Genomic DNA, 15,865 nt, shown 5'->3' with positions numbered 1-15,865 from the left:
TCAGGCTCCCAGCGTCGCGGCCGCGTCGTGGATCGCCGCCCGGATGCGGGCGTAGGTCGCACAGCGGCACAGGTTGCCGTTCATCGCGGCGTCGATGTCCGCGTCGGTCGGCTTCGGGTTCTGTTCGAGCAGCGCGGTGGCCGACATGATCTGGCCGGACTGGCAGTAGCCGCACTGCGGCACCTGCAGCTTGACCCAGGCGGCCTGCACGGCCTGCGCGGGCTTGCTCTGCAGGCCTTCGATCGTCGTGACGTGCTTGCCCGCGATGCCGGCGAGCGGCAGCACGCACGAGCGGACGGCCTGTCCTTCGAGATGCACGGTGCACGCGCCGCACTGCGCCATGCCGCAGCCGAACTTCGTGCCGGTCAGTCCCGCGTGTTCGCGAATGGCCCAGAGGACGGGCATCGACGGATCGGCGTCGAGCGTGACGCTCTTGCCGTTCAGGACAAACGAGGTAGGCATTTTGATTGTCTCCGTGGGGAAAACCCGGCATGCGCCCGGTTAGCGGGCAGTGTGCGCGAGCAGCCAGTTTTTGCGTCTACCCAATCCTGCAAATTTATTGAACAATCCTGCAAATCCCCGGCAGGTTCCGGGCGGTTTCGCTATGCTCCCGCGACATGCGGAAATCTACCGAGGAAGCGTCATGGACATGACCGATATCGTGGCGTCGCGCGAATCCGGGCGGCGCGAGCTGGCGATGCTGATCAGCCGTTTCGCGCCGGCGGACGGCTCCCATTCGACGGCCGTGCCGGGCCTGATGCTGCATCGGCATACGCGTCCGGTCGATCTCGGCTGCGCCGTGTCGTGTGCCGCGCTCGTGATCGCGGGCCAGGGCGCGAAGCGCGTGATCGTGGCCGGCCACGCTTACGAATACGACACGCAGAATTGCCTGATTACGTCGATCGACTTGCCGATCCTCTCGCGCGTGACGCGCGCGTCGCCGGAGGAACCGTATCTGTGCCTGTCGCTGAGGCTCGATCCGCAGCGCATCGTGGAGCTCGCGGCCGAGATGCGGCTGCCCGAGCCCGACGCGGGCCCCGAAGGCGAGGGGATCGCGCTTGCCGAGCTGACGCCGCCGCTGCTCGACGCCGCGCTGCGGCTGCTGCGGCTGCTCGATACGCCGGCCGACATTCCGGTCGTCGCACCGCTGATCGAAAAGGAATTGCTGTACCGGCTGATGACGAGCGGGCAGGGCACGCGGCTGCGGCACATGGCGATCGCGGGCAGCCAGACGCACCGGATCGCGCGCGCCATCGAATGGATCCGCGATCACTACGCGGAGCCGATGCGCGTCGAGTCGCTCGCGCAGGCGGTCAACATGAGCGTGTCGTCGCTGCACCACCATTTCAAGCACGTGACGACGCTCAGCCCGCTGCAGTACCAGAAGCAGTTGCGGCTGCACGAGGCGCGCCGGTTGCTGCTGCGGCAGGGCGGCGATGTCGGGTCGGTGGCCGCGGTCGTCGGCTACGAAAGCGCGTCGCAGTTCAGCCGCGAATACAGCCGGCTGTTCGGCGCGCCGCCGATGCGCGACGTCGTGCAGTTGCGGAAGAAGGAACTGCTCGGCTGACGGCGCACGGCTGACGCGCTGTCGCTCCCCGCGCGTTTCACCGGGCGACCACCGTCGTCTGCAGGAATGCGGGGGCGATCCGCCAGTCCGGCACGTAGTGCGCCGGCCACGCGCCGGGCGTATCGACCGCGTTGAAATACACCACGGCCTTCAGCAGCGGATAGCGCCACAGCGATCGCTGGAATTCGTCGAGTGCCTCGCGCTTGCGCGCATTCGACCCGTCGATGCCGAGCTCCGTCACCATCACCGGCAGCCCGTAGTCGGTCACCCGCTCGTACTTGGTCCGCAGGATGCTCGCGGCGGACGCGTGGCCGCCGGCCGGCCAGGTCGCGCAGCGCGGGCAGTCGAACACGGACAGGCCGACGTCGTCCACATAGCCGCGGCCCGGGAAATAGTCGTCCAGGTTCCGGTTGCCGGCCGGCGACCATACGAAGCGGAGCTGGTCGGTCATCGTGCGGCAGGTGGTCACGACCCGCCGGTACGCATCCACGTAGGCCGACGGATTGCCGATGGCCCACGGATAGCGTCCGGTGTCGGCCTCCATCTCGTGACCCCAGCGCACGAACACCGGGCCCTTCAACGCGGCGAGTGCCGAGCAGGTGGCCGCGATCCGCGCATCGTAGCGCCCGTGCGCGATATCGTCGAGCAGCGCGCCTGGCCGCGTGTCGTCGGCTGCCCAGGGCTCGACGGTCAGCATCAGCGAGCGGTTGCGCGCCTGCGCGCTCCGGTACGCAGCGTCGATTTCCGCGCGGATGTCGGGCGCGTTCCACGACACGAACACATGGTCGAACGCGAGATCCCGGTCGCCCGCGAGCGTGTTTTCGGGATCGTATGCGCCGAGTTCGGGCTGCTTCACCGGTTCGCCCGGCACGGGCGCGACCACGGCCGGCAAACCCGAGCGCCACATCATCGCCTGCCAGCCTTTCGGCGCGCGCAGCCCGATGCCGGCCAGCACCATCGCGAGCGCGATCACGAACAGCGCGTTGCGCACGGGCAGGCGGCTGAAGAACATCTGCCTGAACGCCGACCACGCGAGCCCTTGCTCCCTGCCGTGATTCACCGTGACGACGGCGGCGATCACGAGATACAGGATGCTCGTCAGCGTCGAGAACAGATAGAAGCCGGCGGCGTTGCGCGGATTCTCGACCGTGACGACGGGCAGGCTGCAGAACAGCGAGATCAGCAGATACGGGGCGACCACGCGCAGCGGCGCGTCCTGTTCGATCGTGCCGCCCTTCGGCGTGACCTTGAACGGAAATTCCTTGCCGCGCACGCAGTCGAACACCGCCGACGCGCAGCCGAGCACGACCCACGGCCAGCGCGCGAACACGAACGACAGCCCTTCCCACGACAGCAGCTTCGTGTTCAGCGGGCGGCACGACCGGGTCGAACGCGTGGCCCAGGTCACCACGCACAGGAGCAGCACGGACAGCGGCAGCGCGTAGGTGAAATACGTGAGGAAGTCGACGTGCGCCCACACGCGGCCGGTGAGCAGCGCGACGACCGGGATCACGACGCTGGCGGCCATCGCGAGCGCGCACAGCGGATACCACAGCTGGCAGAACAGGAACTGCGCCTTCAGCTTCAGCGGCAGCCCCATGAAATAGCGGCGCGTGTAGCGCAGCATGATGATCATCACGCTCTTGGACCACTGGAATTCCTGCGTAGCCAGGTCGCCGAACGTGCGCGGCCCTTCGCCGTGCGCGATTGCGTTCAGCGCATGCATGCCGCGCCAGCCCTTCGAATTGAAGATCATCGTGGTCGAGTGATCCTCGGCGAGCTCGGGCCCGAGCCCGCCGATCTCGCGCAGCGCGCGGCAGCGCACCGCGTAGTGCGAGCCGATGCACAGCGGCGCGAGGCCGCCCGCATAGCCGGCCTGCATCGTGCCGTGCAGCGGCCCCTCGACGTTCACGCGCCCGCGCGCGCTCCAGCTCTCGGCCGCGTTGCTGTCGCAGATGCTCGGCGCCGACACGTAGCCGACTTCCGGATCGACGAACGGCCGCAGCATCTCCTCGAGATAGGTGCGGGTCGGCACGTGGTCGGCGTCGAGCTGCGACACGAAATCGTAGTGGTCGTAGCCGACCCTGTCGTAGAAGTACGCGAGATTGCCTTCCTTGCACCGGGTCCGGCGCGGCCAGCTCGTCCGGTGGTACGCGGCAATGCCGCGCCGCGTCGACACGAATACGCCGTGCTCGCGGCACCAGTCGAGCGTCTCGGGCGACGGGTCTTCATCGGCGAGCCACGTATCGTGCGGGTAGGTCTGGTCGAGCATCGCGAGCAGCGTCGTGCGGACGATGCCGAACGGCTCGGACGGCGCCTTGGTGACGACCATCGCGACGCGCCAGTCGCGCGGTACCGGCAGCGCGGGATTCGGCATGACCGCCGAGCGGATGATGAAGATGAAGTAGCCCGGGATGAAGGTGGTCCAGAACAGCACGAAGCAGTTGACGCCGAAGCGGAATGCGTCGACGTAGTGCTCGTCGCGCAACCACCAGCGCCAGAAAATGCCCAGCGCGACGAACCAGCCCAGCGCGAGGAGGTGGAAGACGATCCGGGTCCCGCCGTCCATCAGCGGGACGAGGAGCGGGACGTCCGCATGCAGCGATGCGGTGCGATCCGCGTCGGCGTCGGCGTCGGTAGTGTCGGTGTCGGCGGTATCCGGCTCAGGGCCGCCCGCAAGCGACGCAACCAGCTTCTTCATGGTGTTCTCCCGTCGAGGTCAGACCATCAGTCTTGAAGCAGGCCGCGCTGCGGCCGGGGGTCCTCGCTGGCGTGCTGGTGTTCCGGGGCCGGGTCGGCCGGCGTGCGTTCGCCGCACGAGCGGCCCACGCGTTCGTAGCGGCGAAAGCCGCTGTCGACGGCCAGCCGTTCGCTGAACAGGTTGCGCATGTCGAGCATCACGGGATCGGCCATGTGATCCGCGAGGTCGGCGAGATCGAGCGCCTCGAACGCTTTCCATTCGGTCATCACGACGACGGCGTCCGCGCTGCGCACCGCGTCGATCGCGGAGCCCTCCATGAACACCTGCGGCAGCAGCCGCGATGCTTCGTGCGGACGCGCCGGGTCGTACGCGCGGATATGGGCGCCCGCGCCCACGAGCAACTGGATCACGTCGATGCTCGGGCTTTCGCGCACGTCGTCGGTCTGGCCTTTGAACGTGAGGCCGAGCACCGCGATGCGTTTGTCCTTGATCGAGCCGCCGCAGGCTTTCTCGATGCGGCGCAGGATCTGTTCCTTGCGCAGCGTGTTCGATTCGATCGCCGCACTGACGATGCGCAGCGGCACCGCGTGCTCGGACGCCGTCGCCTTCAGTGCGCGCGTGTCCTTCGGAAAGCACGAGCCGCCCCAGCCGGGGCCGGCCTTCAGGAACGATGCGCCGATGCGGTGGTCGAGGCCCATGCCGTTCGCGACCAGTTCGACATCGGCGCCGACGGCTTCGCACAGGTCCGAGATCTCGTTGATGTAACTGATCTTCACCGCGAGGAATGCATTCGCCGCGTACTTCACGAGTTCGGCCGTTTCGATCTCGGTTGCGAGCACGAGATGGCCGGCCGCTTCAAGCGGCGCATAGATGGCCTTCATGATCTCGATCGCACGCGGGTGTTCGGCGCCGAACACGACGCGGTCCGGGTGCATGAAATCGTCGATCGCCGAGCCTTCGCGCAGGAACTCCGGATTCGATGCGATGGCCGCGTCGATGCCGTGCGGCGCGCAGCGTTCGATGATCTGCTTGACGATCCGGTTGGTGCCGACCGGCACCGTCGACTTCGTCACGACGACCGCGAAACCGGTGAGGTTCGACGCGATCGCGCGCGCGGCCGCTTCGACGTACTGCAGGTCCGCCTGGTCGGTGCCCGGCAGCGTCGGCGTGCCGACCGCGATGAATACCGCGTCGCGATCGCGCACGCTCGCCGCGAGGTCGCTGCTGAAGCGCAGCGTACCGCGTTCGACGTTGCGTGCGACGACGGCGTCGAGGCCCGGTTCGTAGATCGGCATGCGGCCGTCGTTCAGCGCGTCGATCTTGCCGCGATTGTTGTCGATGCAGACGACCTCGTGCCCGAGATCCGCAAAGCACGCGCCGCTGACCAGCCCGACGTAGCCCGTGCCAACGATGGCGATCCGTACCTTCATGATGATTCCCCTGAGTGACGTACAAGGAAACTGGCTCACTTGCCGGATGCGAATTGCAGTTCTTTCTGAAACCATGCCGCGGCGTGTTCGACCATCGGTTCGATCGCGGTGAAACGCGGCCGCCAGCCGAGTACGCGCGCGGCTTGCGTGGCGTCGGCGTACAGCTCGGGCGGGTCGCCCGGGCGGCGCGCGGCCGTGACCGTCGGCACGCGCCGGCCCGTCACGGCTTCGACGGCGCGTAGCGCGTCGAGCACCGACGTTCCTTTGCCGGTACCGAGATTCAGTGCGACGCTGAGGCCGCCGCCGCACAGATAGGCGGTCGCTTTCAGATGCGCGTCGGCGAGGTCGCTGACGTGCACGTAGTCGCGAATCGCCGAACCGTCGGGCGTCGGGTAGTCGGTGCCCATCACCTGGAACGCGTGGCCGGTGCCGAGCGCCGCGCGGATCGCGAGCGGCAGCGCGTGCGTTTCCGGTTCGTGGCATTCGCCGATCTCGCCGTCGGGATCCGCCCCTGCCGCGTTGAAGTAGCGCAGCGCGACCCACTTCAGCCCGTATGCGCGCTCGAAATCGGCGGCCATCCGTTCCATCGCGTACTTCGTGAAGCCGTACGGATTGATCGGCCGTTGCGGCGTGCGCTCCGAGATCGGCAGCACGTCCGGAATGCCGTACGTCGCGCACGACGACGACATCACGATCCGGCCGATGCCGGCCGCGTGCATCGCGCTCAGCAGCATGCAGGTGCCCGTGACGTTGACCGTGTAATAGCGCTCGGGCGCGAGCACCGAATCGCCGACGTAGGCGAGTGCGGCGAAATGGATCACGACGTCGGGCCGATGCGCGGCGAACGCCTTCGACAGCGCGTCGCGGTCGAGAATGTCGGCCGTGACGAGCGGTCCCCATCGAACCGCGTCGCGATGGCCGGTTGACAGGTTGTCATAGGCGACCGGTTCGTGTCCCGCTGCCGCGAGCGCCTTGCAGGTATGGCTGCCGATATAGCCTGCTCCGCCGGTCACGAGCACTTTCATGTCGTGACCCCGGTCAGGCGCAACACCGGCTCGAGCCACAGTTCGCGGCTGAAATAGTCGACGGTCCGACGCAGGCCTTCGTCGAGATCCACGGCCGGCCGCCAGCCGAGTTCGGCGGACGCGACCGAGATGTCGGGCTTGCGCTGGTGCGGATCGTCGATCGGCAGCGGCCGGAACACGATGTCCGATTTCGAGCCCGTCATCGCGAGCACTTTTTCCGCGAGCTCGAGCATCGTGAATTCGCCGGGGTTGCCGAGGTTGACCGGCGTGCCGATATTGCGCTCGGCGCTCATCAGGCAGAAGAAGCCGTCGATCAGGTCGCTGGCGAAGCAGAACGAGCGCGTCTGCCTGCCGTCGCCGTAGATCTCGAGCGGCGTGCCGTTGAGTGCGCTGACGATGAAGTTCGACACGACGCGGCCATCGCGCGGCGACATCCGCGGGCCGTAGGTATTGAAGATGCGCGCGACGCGCACGTCGATGCCGTGCGTGCGGTAGTAGTCGTAGCACAGCGCCTCGGCCGCGCGCTTGCCTTCGTCGTAGCACGCGCGCGGGCCGATCGTGTTCACGTTGCCGCGATAGGTTTCCGTCTGCGGATGCACGTCCGGGTCGCCGTAGATCTCGCTGGTCGACGCCTGGAACACGCGTGCGCCCGTCTTGCGCGCGAGCGCGAGGCAGTGGTTCATGCCGAGCACGTTGGTCAGCATCGTATGGACGGGATCGATCTGGTAAGTGGGCGGCGATGCCGCGCACGCGAGATTCCAGATCTCGTCCACCTGCAGTTGCGGCAGGCCGAGCGAGACGTCGCCCTTCACGAACGCGAAGCGGCCGGACGCTTTCAGGTCGGCGACGTTGAGCTTGCGCCCCGTCAGCAGGCTGTCGATGCACGTGACGGACGCGCCTTCCATGACCAGGCGTTCGCATACGTAGCTGCCGAGAAAGCCGGCGCCGCCCGTCACCAGGACGCGCTGACCGGCGCGCGTCTCGAGCGCGACCCTGTCATTCATGGCTTTCTCCCTCGTCGTTCAGCTCGGGGAACCACACGTCGATCAGTTCGACGGCGGCGCGCACGCGTTCCATCCCGCTGCACGGGGAGCGTTTCGGCAAGCGCCGGTTCGCACGTGCTGAGGTCGACGAAGCGCCGCGACAGGCGCTCCGGTTTTGCTGACTACCCCGTTGATGCTTGAACGACGCACGCGTCGATCGACCGGTGGTGATCTTCATCGCCTTTTCCCCGACATGCTGATTGACGAGCAGGCCGCCGCCGTGATCTTGCGCCACGGCGTGCCGCTCGGTGAGAGTCCGACATCAGGCAATCGGCATGCCATGAACGATGCCGTCACGATGCGCACGGGCGCGATGGCGCGATGGCCGCGCGATTCGCGCGCTTCTGTTTCATGTGTGTATCGTGGGGACAGGAAAGCGGGCGGACCCGTTGCCGGACCGGTGCGATTCGATACGACGAAACGCGCGATAAATCAGGCTTTTGCGGCAGTGGCTTCATCAGAATGGTGTTGATCGGAAATGTTTCATCAATGAGAAACGCATCGATAAAAGATTGAAAACGTTTCCCGAATGCGCTGCTTATCGGGTGATTCAGTGCGTGAAAGGTGTAGCGAATGAAAATGAAAAAGTGATGTGCCGGATCCGGAGGGGCGCGAGTTTTCATTTGTTTTAATTATTACGCCGGCGTGCGAGTTTTATTTTTCATGGCCCATTTCGACGCTTGAGCGGCGTCTGATCCTGTCGGTATTTTCACGGATGAATCAAATTCGTCCGGGTCGTTGGAGGAAATGCGCGCAGACGGCTTGCCGGACGTTGCGGTGTCGGGCTCCCGAGGCCAGGTGTCGGGCGAATCGATTCTCGCTTGTGATGGCCCGGGAGGGGGGCGCATACGCCGCGATCCACGGTTTGCAAGCGGAAATGCCTGCGCTGCCCGCCCTGCGCGGATGTGCGCTTCTCAAGTTTGAAACACGCGTTCATCCGGCCGTCCCGCGCAGGCCTGCGGGCCGGATTCGTCCGTCAAATCCGGCCATTGCATCGCGGCGCTCAACGATCGCCGAGGGCGTCAAACTGTTATTGCGATACATTCCTGAAACAAAAAATGTCGTTCCAGGCGCTGCATGCCGCCGTGGCGGCCGTTTGCCGAGCCCAATATGCGGTGGAATATCACGTGGCACGCTGCTTGCGGTATTGGACGCACCGGCGGGCGGTCGACACGAAGTAACGAAGAGGTGGGGCGGCCAACTCGTCAAAAAGCAGTCGGGGAAACGGCGATGAAGACCATAAGCAGTAGCTCGATCAGCGCATACTTTGCGCATCAGTGGGGTAGTCGGAAAGGCCGGGGTGACGCTCGCGACGCTGTGCCAGCTTCGCGGGTTGCGCTGTCCCGGTTTCTTGCCCTCCGCGCGCTTCGCGTGCTGGCGCGGTTGTCGCGCCGCACGACAGTCGGGCGACAGCGGTACTCGCTTTCATTCAGTTCTCCCGGATGGATCAGGCTGTTCGTGCCGGACAGCGTGATGCCGATTCGTCCTCGGCCGTGCAAGGTCGCTTCGATCGCGCCTGGCCCATGCCGGCGCCGGCCGGATTAGATCGAACGCCAGTCGGCCGGATTATCCGGAAGACCTTTCGTCGATAGCTCAGGGAGAAGACATGCCACCTGGCTGCAATGCAGGCCCGTTGTCGCTCGGGTAACGGGGGTATTTTCAACGGCGCTGCATTTTGCGGTGGTTAATATATTCGCGAATTTCGATTCCGGAATGGGATGTCGATTGCCGGCATGCCGTCCGGCGAGCTATCGAATATCGCAAGCCGGAAAGATGTAAGCATCGCTTTGGTATGTCGGGTAATGGTGTTTTTTGTGCAAGTCAAATGTTCATAAAAATAATAGAAAATACCTACCAAAAAATTGCGATAACTAAAAATCTCGAGGCTAAGCTTCGTATTGAAAAAATGGCAGGAAACCGAATTTAAAAGGCATCGTGATTTATTGATTGGATAGTGATCCTTAATTATTGGGATTGCTCAAGTCAGGAAGGTTGATGGCGTGCGATCTTCCTGACTCATTCCGTCCACGCCGTTTTGGAGTCGACCATGAAGAAGCTTCTGATTGCAGCAGCAGTTCTGGCGGTTTCGGGTGCAGCGTTCGCTGGCAGCGGCACTGTTTCGAGCAGCAGCTCGTCGAGCGGCGGCCAAACGATGGCAGGCGTTGCCGGCTTCGGCCATTTCACCGCAACCGATTCGGGCTCGGCACTCGGTGCAGCCGGCGCAGTGGCCGGTGGCTCGGGCAGCGGTTCGATCTCGTACACGAACCACACCCAATCGTCGTCGGTTAGCGGCTTCGGCTTCGGTGGCGCGCAAGCAGGTGGCACCAGCGGCGCGAATGCCGGTTCGATCGGCTGGACGACGCACCACTAAGCCGCGACGCGTAGCGTTCGTCAATGGCTGGCGGTACGGATGCCGGGTTCCGCTCGATGGGGGTTGGCCCGGCTCCGCCACCGCCGAACATACTCACAGCAAGGAATTGCTATGAAAGCCAAAGTCATTTTCGCGACAGCGCTCACCGTCTTATCGTCGGCTGCATTGGCAGCGGGTTCCTCCACGACCAACCAGACGCAATCCGTTGCGGCGGGTGTTTCCGGTTCGGTCCTGGTCGGCTCCGGCAGCTATACCAGCAATTCGACTTCGACGGCGGGCGCGAACGCGGGCAGTACGGTGACACCCGCTGGTTCCGCCGGCACGGCATCCGCCTTCCACAACACGACCTCGACGGCCAGCGGTTCGGGCACGAACGGGGGCGCGTTCGCGGCAGGCGGCGGTATCGGTGCCGCAGGCTCGTACGGTGGAAACAGCAGCACGAACGAGAACGCGAATGCGCTGTCGGGCGGGGTGAGCGCCACGATTGTCCTTGGTGCCAATCATTACACGGCTTCGAGTGCGAACGACCAGGGCGTTGCCAACGCGGGTGCCGCTGGGCTGACCGGCAGTGGTGGGTCAGGCGCGATCACGGGTTCGAATCACTACAACTCGTCGACCGTTTGGAGTACCGGTTCGGCCGGCTCACCGTCCGCATCGGGCGGAAGCCAGGGCAGTGCAAGTGCGACCGGAAGCAGTCATTAGTCAGGTGTGGGGGGACCAGTTTCACAGCGACGCTGGTCTCTTTTCCCCACATCGTTGTCACGTAAGGAGTTGGCATGAAGCAGAAACTGATTGCCGCCGCTCTGATGCTCGCGTCTCTGACGGCGTATGGCGCTGACCGTATTGCCAACGACGTGCAATCGAATTTGCAGACGTCAAACAACCCTGACCAGACAACCAAACCGTCAGAACAACAAACGCTTTCTTCGGGCAGTGCCATCGGCGGACCAGACGCCCAGCAGTGGCAGGGCATGTCGGCCGGCTCATGGTCCCAGCTGGGTAACGGCTGGAAACAGTTCGGGGAAGCAGGCAAAGCTGAAGGGAATCAGGGGAATTAGTACGGTTGCCTGGGTGGGAGGTCAAACCTCGTCCGGAGAGTGAAATGAACAGCAACAAGATCAAGGTGGCATGCGCAGCGATGTTCGCGATGACCACGATCGGCGCCCAAGCGCAAACCGCCGATTCGACTTCGAGCGCACAGTCCTCGACGTCGTCGACGGCAGTCAGCCAGGGGGGCGGCTCGAGCATGAGCTCGAACACGAACACCACGAGCTCGCGCGGCGGCAACGCTACCAGCTCCAGCGGGGTTCACAGCAGCGGCAATTCGAGCGTGAACGTGAACGTGACGACGCCGTCCAGCACGAGTGGCGGCACGAACGTGACGCCGCAGTCGCTGCAGTCATCCGGCGCGCCCGGCACCAACCCGTACAACACCCAGTCGGCGGAAAACGTCAATTACTCGGGTACGCAGACGATCAAGACCAACCCCGCGATCCAGGCGCCGGGCCTCACGACCACGCTGTCCGATACCTGCATGGGGTCGGTGAGCGTCGGCGTGTCGTTCCCGGGGTTCGGCGCGACGGGCGGCACGACGCTGGTCGACCAGGCCTGCGTCCGGCGTCTCGATGCACGTGAATTCCGTGCGATGGGCCTGACCGACGTGGCGCTCGCGCTGCTCTGCCAGAGCGACGCGAACCGGCGTGCGGTGGAAGCGACCGGTCACCTGTGCCCGGGCACGACCGCGCCGCTCGCCCGTTCGAACGTGGCGCCGAGCGCAGAAGCGACGGTTGCCGACGACGTGAAGTATCGCGATCCGATCGTGCGCAACCGCATGGGCTTGCCGCCGCTGGACGCTGCCGCGCCGGCACCGGCGCAATCCCGCCCGGTGGCGACGACCTCGGTGCAGGCGGCACCCGTGTCGGTGCCGGTACCGGTGCCCGTGCCGTCGATGGCGCCGGTTGCCGCAGCGCCGGCCGTCGCAGCACCGGCTGTCGCAGCTGCCGCACCGGCAGTGGCGCCGGCTGTCGCAGCCGCACCGGCCGTCGCAGCCCCCGCCGTTGCAGCCGCAGCCCCCGCCGTTGCAGCCGCGGCACCGGCCGCAGCAGCCGCGCCCGCGGTGGCTGCCGTGCCTGCTGTCGCCGCCGCGCCCGCGGCATCGGTCGTACCGGCGGCTGCGATCGCGGCCGTACCGGCTGCCGCCGTGATCGCCGCACCGGCAGTTGCGGACAAGGCATCGCCCGCACCTGCCGAGCCGGTCGCCGACACGAAGGCACCGGAGCCCGTGCCGCCCGTGGCCGACAAGGCGCCGGAGCCTGCACCGGCAGTCGCCGACAAGGCACCGGAGCCTGCGCCGGCAGTGGCCGACAAGGCCCCCGAGCCCGTGCAGCCCGTCGCCGACAAGGCGCCGGAGCCGATGCCGGCCGCGACCGACAACGCAGCGCAGGCCGCTGCCGCGCCGGCTGCGGACACGACGCCGGCCGCCGCCGTCGTCGCGGCGCCCGCGGCCGAGACCGCGATGCCCGCACCGGCAGCCGATGCGAAGGCCGTCGAACCGGCTCCGGTCGCCGCTGAAGCGCCCGCGCCGGAAGCCGCGCAGCCCGCCGCAGCCGCGGCACCTGCCGACATGCCTGCTGCCGACGCGAAGGTGCCGGACGAAGCCGCTGCGCAGCCCGCCGCCATGCCGGCATTGTCCGATCCGGCGCAAGGATTGCCGCCGGCACCGGTCGACCAGCAGGCTGCCCCGGCTGCCCCGGTCGTGCCGGCTCCGGCGGTCATTTCGACGAGCACGTCGTCGTAAGCACGCGGGTCGGACGCCCGTGCGACCGGAACGCAGGTCGCACGGGCGTCGTTCGAACCTGAAGCCCGGCGGTCGTTTCCTGTTTGACGGGTGTTGATCCCATCCCCGAGGTCAACACCTCTTTTTGCCTGACGAGGATGCAAGGAGGCCTCAATCATGAGGATCTTTTTCGTCGCTCTGTTGTTGTACAGCGCGCAAGCCGCCGCGCAGGCGGTATTCCAGAACCCGGCGGTCTTCGTGATCCTGGGCGAGCAGACCGCCGCGAACGCGGTGAGCGTCGAGCAGGCGCTGACGACGCTCGGTCGTGCCGACAACACGGCGTGCGCGCCGATGGTGATGATCGGCGATCCGCAGATGATCTACATGATGCCGGAGGAAGGTCACGCACCGTCGTGGCGATCGCCGGTGTACGGCCGCGGCGCGCCGTTCGAAGCGCAGAACGGGCCGACGCCGACCGGCAAGACGATCGGCGCGATGCAGCATGCCGAGGATATGCAGACGCAGCCATGGAGCGACGGCAGCGCGATCACGCAGAAGATCGCCGGCGAGTCGAGCGTGACCGCGGCGGATCAGGTGAGCGGGTGGCAGCGCAACGGGCTCAACTCGATCGAGACGGCCCGTGCGGCGGAAGTGACGGTGAACGGCAAGACCTACCGGGCCTATCGTGACGATCTCAACGGTTCCACGAAGCCGGTCGTCGAGCCGCAAATCTACACGCAGCGCGTCGTTTTCTGCCGATAAGGAAACGTCAATCCGAGGACGGCCCGGCGCCGCGGGACCACGATGCTCCGCCCTGCGCGATCAGGCAACGGCCGTTTCGACCACCCATCCAAGCGACGAGGCCATCGTGAACTATTGCTGCCAGATCAGGGTGTCGGGCCCGCAGGATCTCGAACGCGAGGCGGGTATGGCGCCGTTCGTTACCGTCCGGCGCAACCCTGTCGTACCGTCGCGGCCACTCGTCTATCTGTCGCAGCAGCACGATGCGGCGCTCGTCGACTGTCTCGCGTCGCGCGGCTGGGACGTGTGGCGCGCGAAAACCGTTGCGGACGCACTGAATCTCGTCAGGGCGAACCGTCCGCATGCGGGCATCATCGATTTCGGCAGCTTCGCGTCGCCCGACGCCATGTCGTTCGAGACGCTGCTGCGCGATCCGCGCGTCAGCTGGGTCGCGCTCGCCGACCATGAGCGGCTGCGGGATCTCACCATCGCGCGCCTGATTCGCCATTGCTGCTTCGACTACGTGCGTAATGCGACCGCCTATACGACGATCGGCTATCTGGTCGGCCATGCATACGGGATGTTGAAACTCGCGGACGGCTGCCCGGACGGCGATGCGGCGCCCCTCGGCGGCACGATGATCGGCTCGTGCGACGCCATGCGCCGGCTGTTCGCGACGATCCGCAAGGTCGCGAACACGGACGCCACCGTATTCATCGCCGGCGAATCCGGCACCGGCAAGGAGCTGACGGCGGCGGCGATCCACCAGCAGTCGTCGCGCGCCGAGGCGCCGTTCGTCGCCGTGAACTGCGCGGCCATTCCGTCGACGCTGCTGCAGGCCGAACTGTTCGGCCACGAGCGCGGCGCGTTCACGGGCGCGCACCAGCGCAAGATCGGCCGGATCGAGGCCGCGCACGGCGGCACGCTGTTTCTCGACGAGATCGGCGACATGCCGTTCGAAAGCCAGGCGAGCCTGCTGCGCTTCCTGCAGGAAGGCGCGATCGAGCGGCTCGGCGGGCACGCGTCGATTCCGGTGGACGTGCGGATCGTGTCGGCGACCCACGTCGATCTCGAGGCCGCGATGCAGGCGGGGCGGTTCCGTGCCGACCTGTACTACCGCTTGTGCGTGCTGCGCATCGACGAGCCGCCGCTGCGCGTGCGCGGCCGCGACATCATGCTGCTCGCCGACCACGTGCTGCGGCGCTATCGCGGCGACAGTTCGCACCGGATTCGCGGTTTCATGCCGTGCGCGATCGAAGCGATCTACAACTATTCGTGGCCCGGCAACGTGCGCGAGCTGATCAACCGGATCCGGTTCGCGGTCGTGATGACGAACGGTCCGATGATCTCGGCCGCCGATCTCGAACTGCACCCGTACACGTCGCGGCGGCCGCCGACGCTCGCGGAAGCGCGCCGGCAGGCCGAGCGGCACGCGATCGAGGAAACGCTGATGCGCCACCGCCACCAGCATGCGGACGTGGCGGCCGAGCTGGGCATCTCGCGCGCGACGCTGTATCGGCTGATGACCGCGCACGGGCTGCACGGCTGACGCGCCGCGGCGCACAGCCGCTCAAGACTGCGCGACGTCGGCCGTTAAGACAGGAAACGGCCCGTCCGGATCGCCGGTGCAGCAATGCGCGCGCGGCCGGCACGCGGCGCATCACGCTTATCCGAGGTTACCGTGGCAGAGTGCAGTCACTGCGGCAGGACGTTCCTGGTCGGCGGGCGGTCGATCGACGGCCACCGCTATTGCCGTCCGGCGTGCGCGCAAGCGCATCCGATCGTCGTCGAGGCGCAACGGGTGCCCGACGCGAAGGTCTGGGAGTACGTGCACGACTGGCGTTACGGGCCGTGCCCGATCTGCCGTCGCGACGACCAGCCGGTCGATGTCCATGCGTCGCATCGCGTCGTGTCGCTGCTGTTCGTCACGCGCTGGGCGACGCGGCGCCATGTGTGCTGCCGGCGTTGCGGCCGCAGGAAGCAGGCGGTCGCGCTGCTTGCCTCGGCCGCGTTCGGCTGGTGGGGCGTGCCGTGGGGCCTCGTGCTGACGCCGATCCAGCTTGTGCGCAACGCGCTCGGGCTGGCCGCGCGCGATCCGGCGGTCGCGACGCAGCAGTTCGAGCAGCTCGTGCGGCGCAAGCTGGCGGCGCGCCGGCTGCGGCGCGCACGGCAGGGCGCCGGCGCCTGAGCGCGCGGCCCGGCGCGCCGGGC

General features: G+C 66.6%; 15 protein-coding genes. 8 read left to right on the top strand and 7 right to left on the bottom strand.

Annotated features, from left to right (window positions below):
• On the bottom strand, window positions 1-462 hold the full coding sequence (locus tag LGN17_RS08055; RefSeq protein ID WP_175953316.1) for a (2Fe-2S)-binding protein: 462 nt from the start codon (window positions 460-462) through the stop codon (window positions 1-3).
• Window positions 463-643: 181 nt separating this feature from the next.
• Here LGN17_RS08055 and LGN17_RS08050 point away from each other — a divergent pair, with 181 nt between their 5' ends.
• Window positions 644-1,567: an AraC family transcriptional regulator gene (locus tag LGN17_RS08050; RefSeq protein ID WP_226195819.1), complete on the top strand. Its 924-nt coding sequence runs from the start codon at window positions 644-646 to the stop codon at window positions 1,565-1,567.
• A gap of 37 nt (window positions 1,568-1,604) precedes the next feature.
• Here the strand turns inward: LGN17_RS08050 and LGN17_RS08045 are convergent, their stop codons facing one another.
• From LGN17_RS08045 to LGN17_RS08020, 6 genes are read right to left on the bottom strand one after another with little or no spacing between them, the layout of a single operon-like run.
• Entirely contained in the window at window positions 1,605-4,268 is a 2,664-nt protein-coding gene (locus LGN17_RS08045) for a glycosyltransferase family 2 protein (protein ID WP_226195818.1), read from the bottom strand.
• 26 nt (window positions 4,269-4,294) lie between these two features.
• On the bottom strand, window positions 4,295-5,698 hold the full coding sequence (locus LGN17_RS08040; RefSeq protein ID WP_226195817.1) for a UDP-glucose dehydrogenase family protein: 1,404 nt from the start codon (window positions 5,696-5,698) through the stop codon (window positions 4,295-4,297).
• Window positions 5,699-5,733: 35 nt separating this feature from the next.
• Window positions 5,734-6,723, bottom strand: a complete 990-nt coding sequence (gene galE / locus LGN17_RS08035) for a UDP-glucose 4-epimerase GalE (protein ID WP_226195816.1) — start codon at window positions 6,721-6,723, stop codon at window positions 5,734-5,736.
• Window positions 6,720-7,727 (bottom strand): UDP-glucuronic acid decarboxylase family protein, encoded by a 1,008-nt coding sequence (locus tag LGN17_RS08030; RefSeq protein WP_226195815.1) that lies wholly within the window; start codon window positions 7,725-7,727, stop codon window positions 6,720-6,722. Before LGN17_RS08030 ends, galE begins: the two co-directional genes overlap by 4 nt.
• On the bottom strand, window positions 7,720-8,001 hold the full coding sequence (locus LGN17_RS08025; RefSeq protein WP_226195814.1) for a hypothetical protein: 282 nt from the start codon (window positions 7,999-8,001) through the stop codon (window positions 7,720-7,722). The genes LGN17_RS08030 and LGN17_RS08025 overlap by 8 nt, the downstream gene beginning before the upstream one ends.
• 58 nt (window positions 8,002-8,059) lie before the next feature.
• On the bottom strand, window positions 8,060-8,389 hold the full coding sequence (locus LGN17_RS08020; protein WP_226195813.1) for a hypothetical protein: 330 nt from the start codon (window positions 8,387-8,389) through the stop codon (window positions 8,060-8,062).
• A gap of 1,424 nt (window positions 8,390-9,813) precedes the next feature.
• On the opposite strand from LGN17_RS08020, the gene LGN17_RS08015 reads away from it, so the two are divergent.
• The 7 genes from LGN17_RS08015 (at window position 9,814) to LGN17_RS07985 (ending at window position 15,842) form a co-directional block, all read left to right on the top strand.
• Window positions 9,814-10,137 carry a hypothetical protein gene (locus tag LGN17_RS08015; protein ID WP_226195812.1) on the top strand — a complete coding sequence of 108 codons (324 nt, stop codon included), beginning with the start codon at window positions 9,814-9,816 and terminating at the stop codon, window positions 10,135-10,137.
• Between the two features lie 111 nt (window positions 10,138-10,248).
• Window positions 10,249-10,839 (top strand): hypothetical protein, encoded by a 591-nt coding sequence (locus LGN17_RS08010; RefSeq protein ID WP_226195811.1) that lies wholly within the window; start codon window positions 10,249-10,251, stop codon window positions 10,837-10,839.
• Between the two features lie 74 nt (window positions 10,840-10,913).
• Window positions 10,914-11,195 (top strand): hypothetical protein, encoded by a 282-nt coding sequence (locus LGN17_RS08005; RefSeq protein ID WP_011354481.1) that lies wholly within the window; start codon window positions 10,914-10,916, stop codon window positions 11,193-11,195.
• A 44-nt stretch (window positions 11,196-11,239) separates the two neighbouring features.
• A complete protein-coding gene (locus LGN17_RS08000) occupies window positions 11,240-12,934 on the top strand; it encodes a chemotaxis protein CheA (RefSeq protein ID WP_226195810.1) in 1,695 nt (564 codons plus the stop codon).
• A 156-nt stretch (window positions 12,935-13,090) separates the two neighbouring features.
• The gene (locus LGN17_RS07995; RefSeq protein ID WP_226195809.1) at window positions 13,091-13,675 is read left to right on the top strand and encodes a hypothetical protein; all 585 of its coding nucleotides are present in this window, start codon (window positions 13,091-13,093) and stop codon (window positions 13,673-13,675) included.
• 166 nt (window positions 13,676-13,841) lie between these two features.
• Window positions 13,842-15,203, top strand: coding sequence for a sigma-54 dependent transcriptional regulator (locus tag LGN17_RS07990; RefSeq protein ID WP_226196440.1), 1,362 nt, complete (start codon window positions 13,842-13,844; stop codon window positions 15,201-15,203).
• Window positions 15,204-15,335: 132 nt separating this feature from the next.
• Window positions 15,336-15,842: a hypothetical protein gene (locus LGN17_RS07985; protein ID WP_175968804.1), complete on the top strand. Its 507-nt coding sequence runs from the start codon at window positions 15,336-15,338 to the stop codon at window positions 15,840-15,842.
• Window positions 15,843-15,865: the final 23 nt, after the last annotated feature.

Source organism: Burkholderia sp. AU30280, from assembly GCF_020420125.1.
In the GTDB taxonomy this organism is placed as follows: Bacteria; Pseudomonadota; Gammaproteobacteria; order Burkholderiales; family Burkholderiaceae; genus Burkholderia.
This window is presented reverse-complemented; position numbering and strand designations above follow the sequence as displayed.

What these genes read in the sequence shown, in the direction of transcription:
- LGN17_RS08055 (WP_175953316.1), bottom strand. Translation starts at nt 462, where the DNA reads ATGCCTACCTCGTTTGTCCTGAACGGCAAGAGCGTCACGCTCGACGCC.
- LGN17_RS08050 (WP_226195819.1), top strand. Translation starts at nt 644, where the DNA reads ATGGACATGACCGATATCGTGGCGTCGCGCGAATCCGGGCGGCGCGAG.
- LGN17_RS08045 (WP_226195818.1), bottom strand. Translation starts at nt 4,268, where the DNA reads ATGAAGAAGCTGGTTGCGTCGCTTGCGGGCGGCCCTGAGCCGGATACC.
- LGN17_RS08040 (WP_226195817.1), bottom strand. Translation starts at nt 5,698, where the DNA reads ATGAAGGTACGGATCGCCATCGTTGGCACGGGCTACGTCGGGCTGGTC.
- galE (WP_226195816.1), bottom strand. Translation starts at nt 6,723, where the DNA reads ATGAAAGTGCTCGTGACCGGCGGAGCAGGCTATATCGGCAGCCATACC.
- LGN17_RS08030 (WP_226195815.1), bottom strand. Translation starts at nt 7,727, where the DNA reads ATGAATGACAGGGTCGCGCTCGAGACGCGCGCCGGTCAGCGCGTCCTG.
- LGN17_RS08020 (WP_226195813.1), bottom strand. Translation starts at nt 8,389, where the DNA reads ATGAAAACTCGCGCCCCTCCGGATCCGGCACATCACTTTTTCATTTTC.
- LGN17_RS08015 (WP_226195812.1), top strand. Translation starts at nt 9,814, where the DNA reads ATGAAGAAGCTTCTGATTGCAGCAGCAGTTCTGGCGGTTTCGGGTGCA.
- LGN17_RS08010 (WP_226195811.1), top strand. Translation starts at nt 10,249, where the DNA reads ATGAAAGCCAAAGTCATTTTCGCGACAGCGCTCACCGTCTTATCGTCG.
- LGN17_RS08005 (WP_011354481.1), top strand. Translation starts at nt 10,914, where the DNA reads ATGAAGCAGAAACTGATTGCCGCCGCTCTGATGCTCGCGTCTCTGACG.
- LGN17_RS08000 (WP_226195810.1), top strand. Translation starts at nt 11,240, where the DNA reads ATGAACAGCAACAAGATCAAGGTGGCATGCGCAGCGATGTTCGCGATG.
- LGN17_RS07995 (WP_226195809.1), top strand. Translation starts at nt 13,091, where the DNA reads ATGAGGATCTTTTTCGTCGCTCTGTTGTTGTACAGCGCGCAAGCCGCC.
- LGN17_RS07990 (WP_226196440.1), top strand. Translation starts at nt 13,842, where the DNA reads ATGGCGCCGTTCGTTACCGTCCGGCGCAACCCTGTCGTACCGTCGCGG.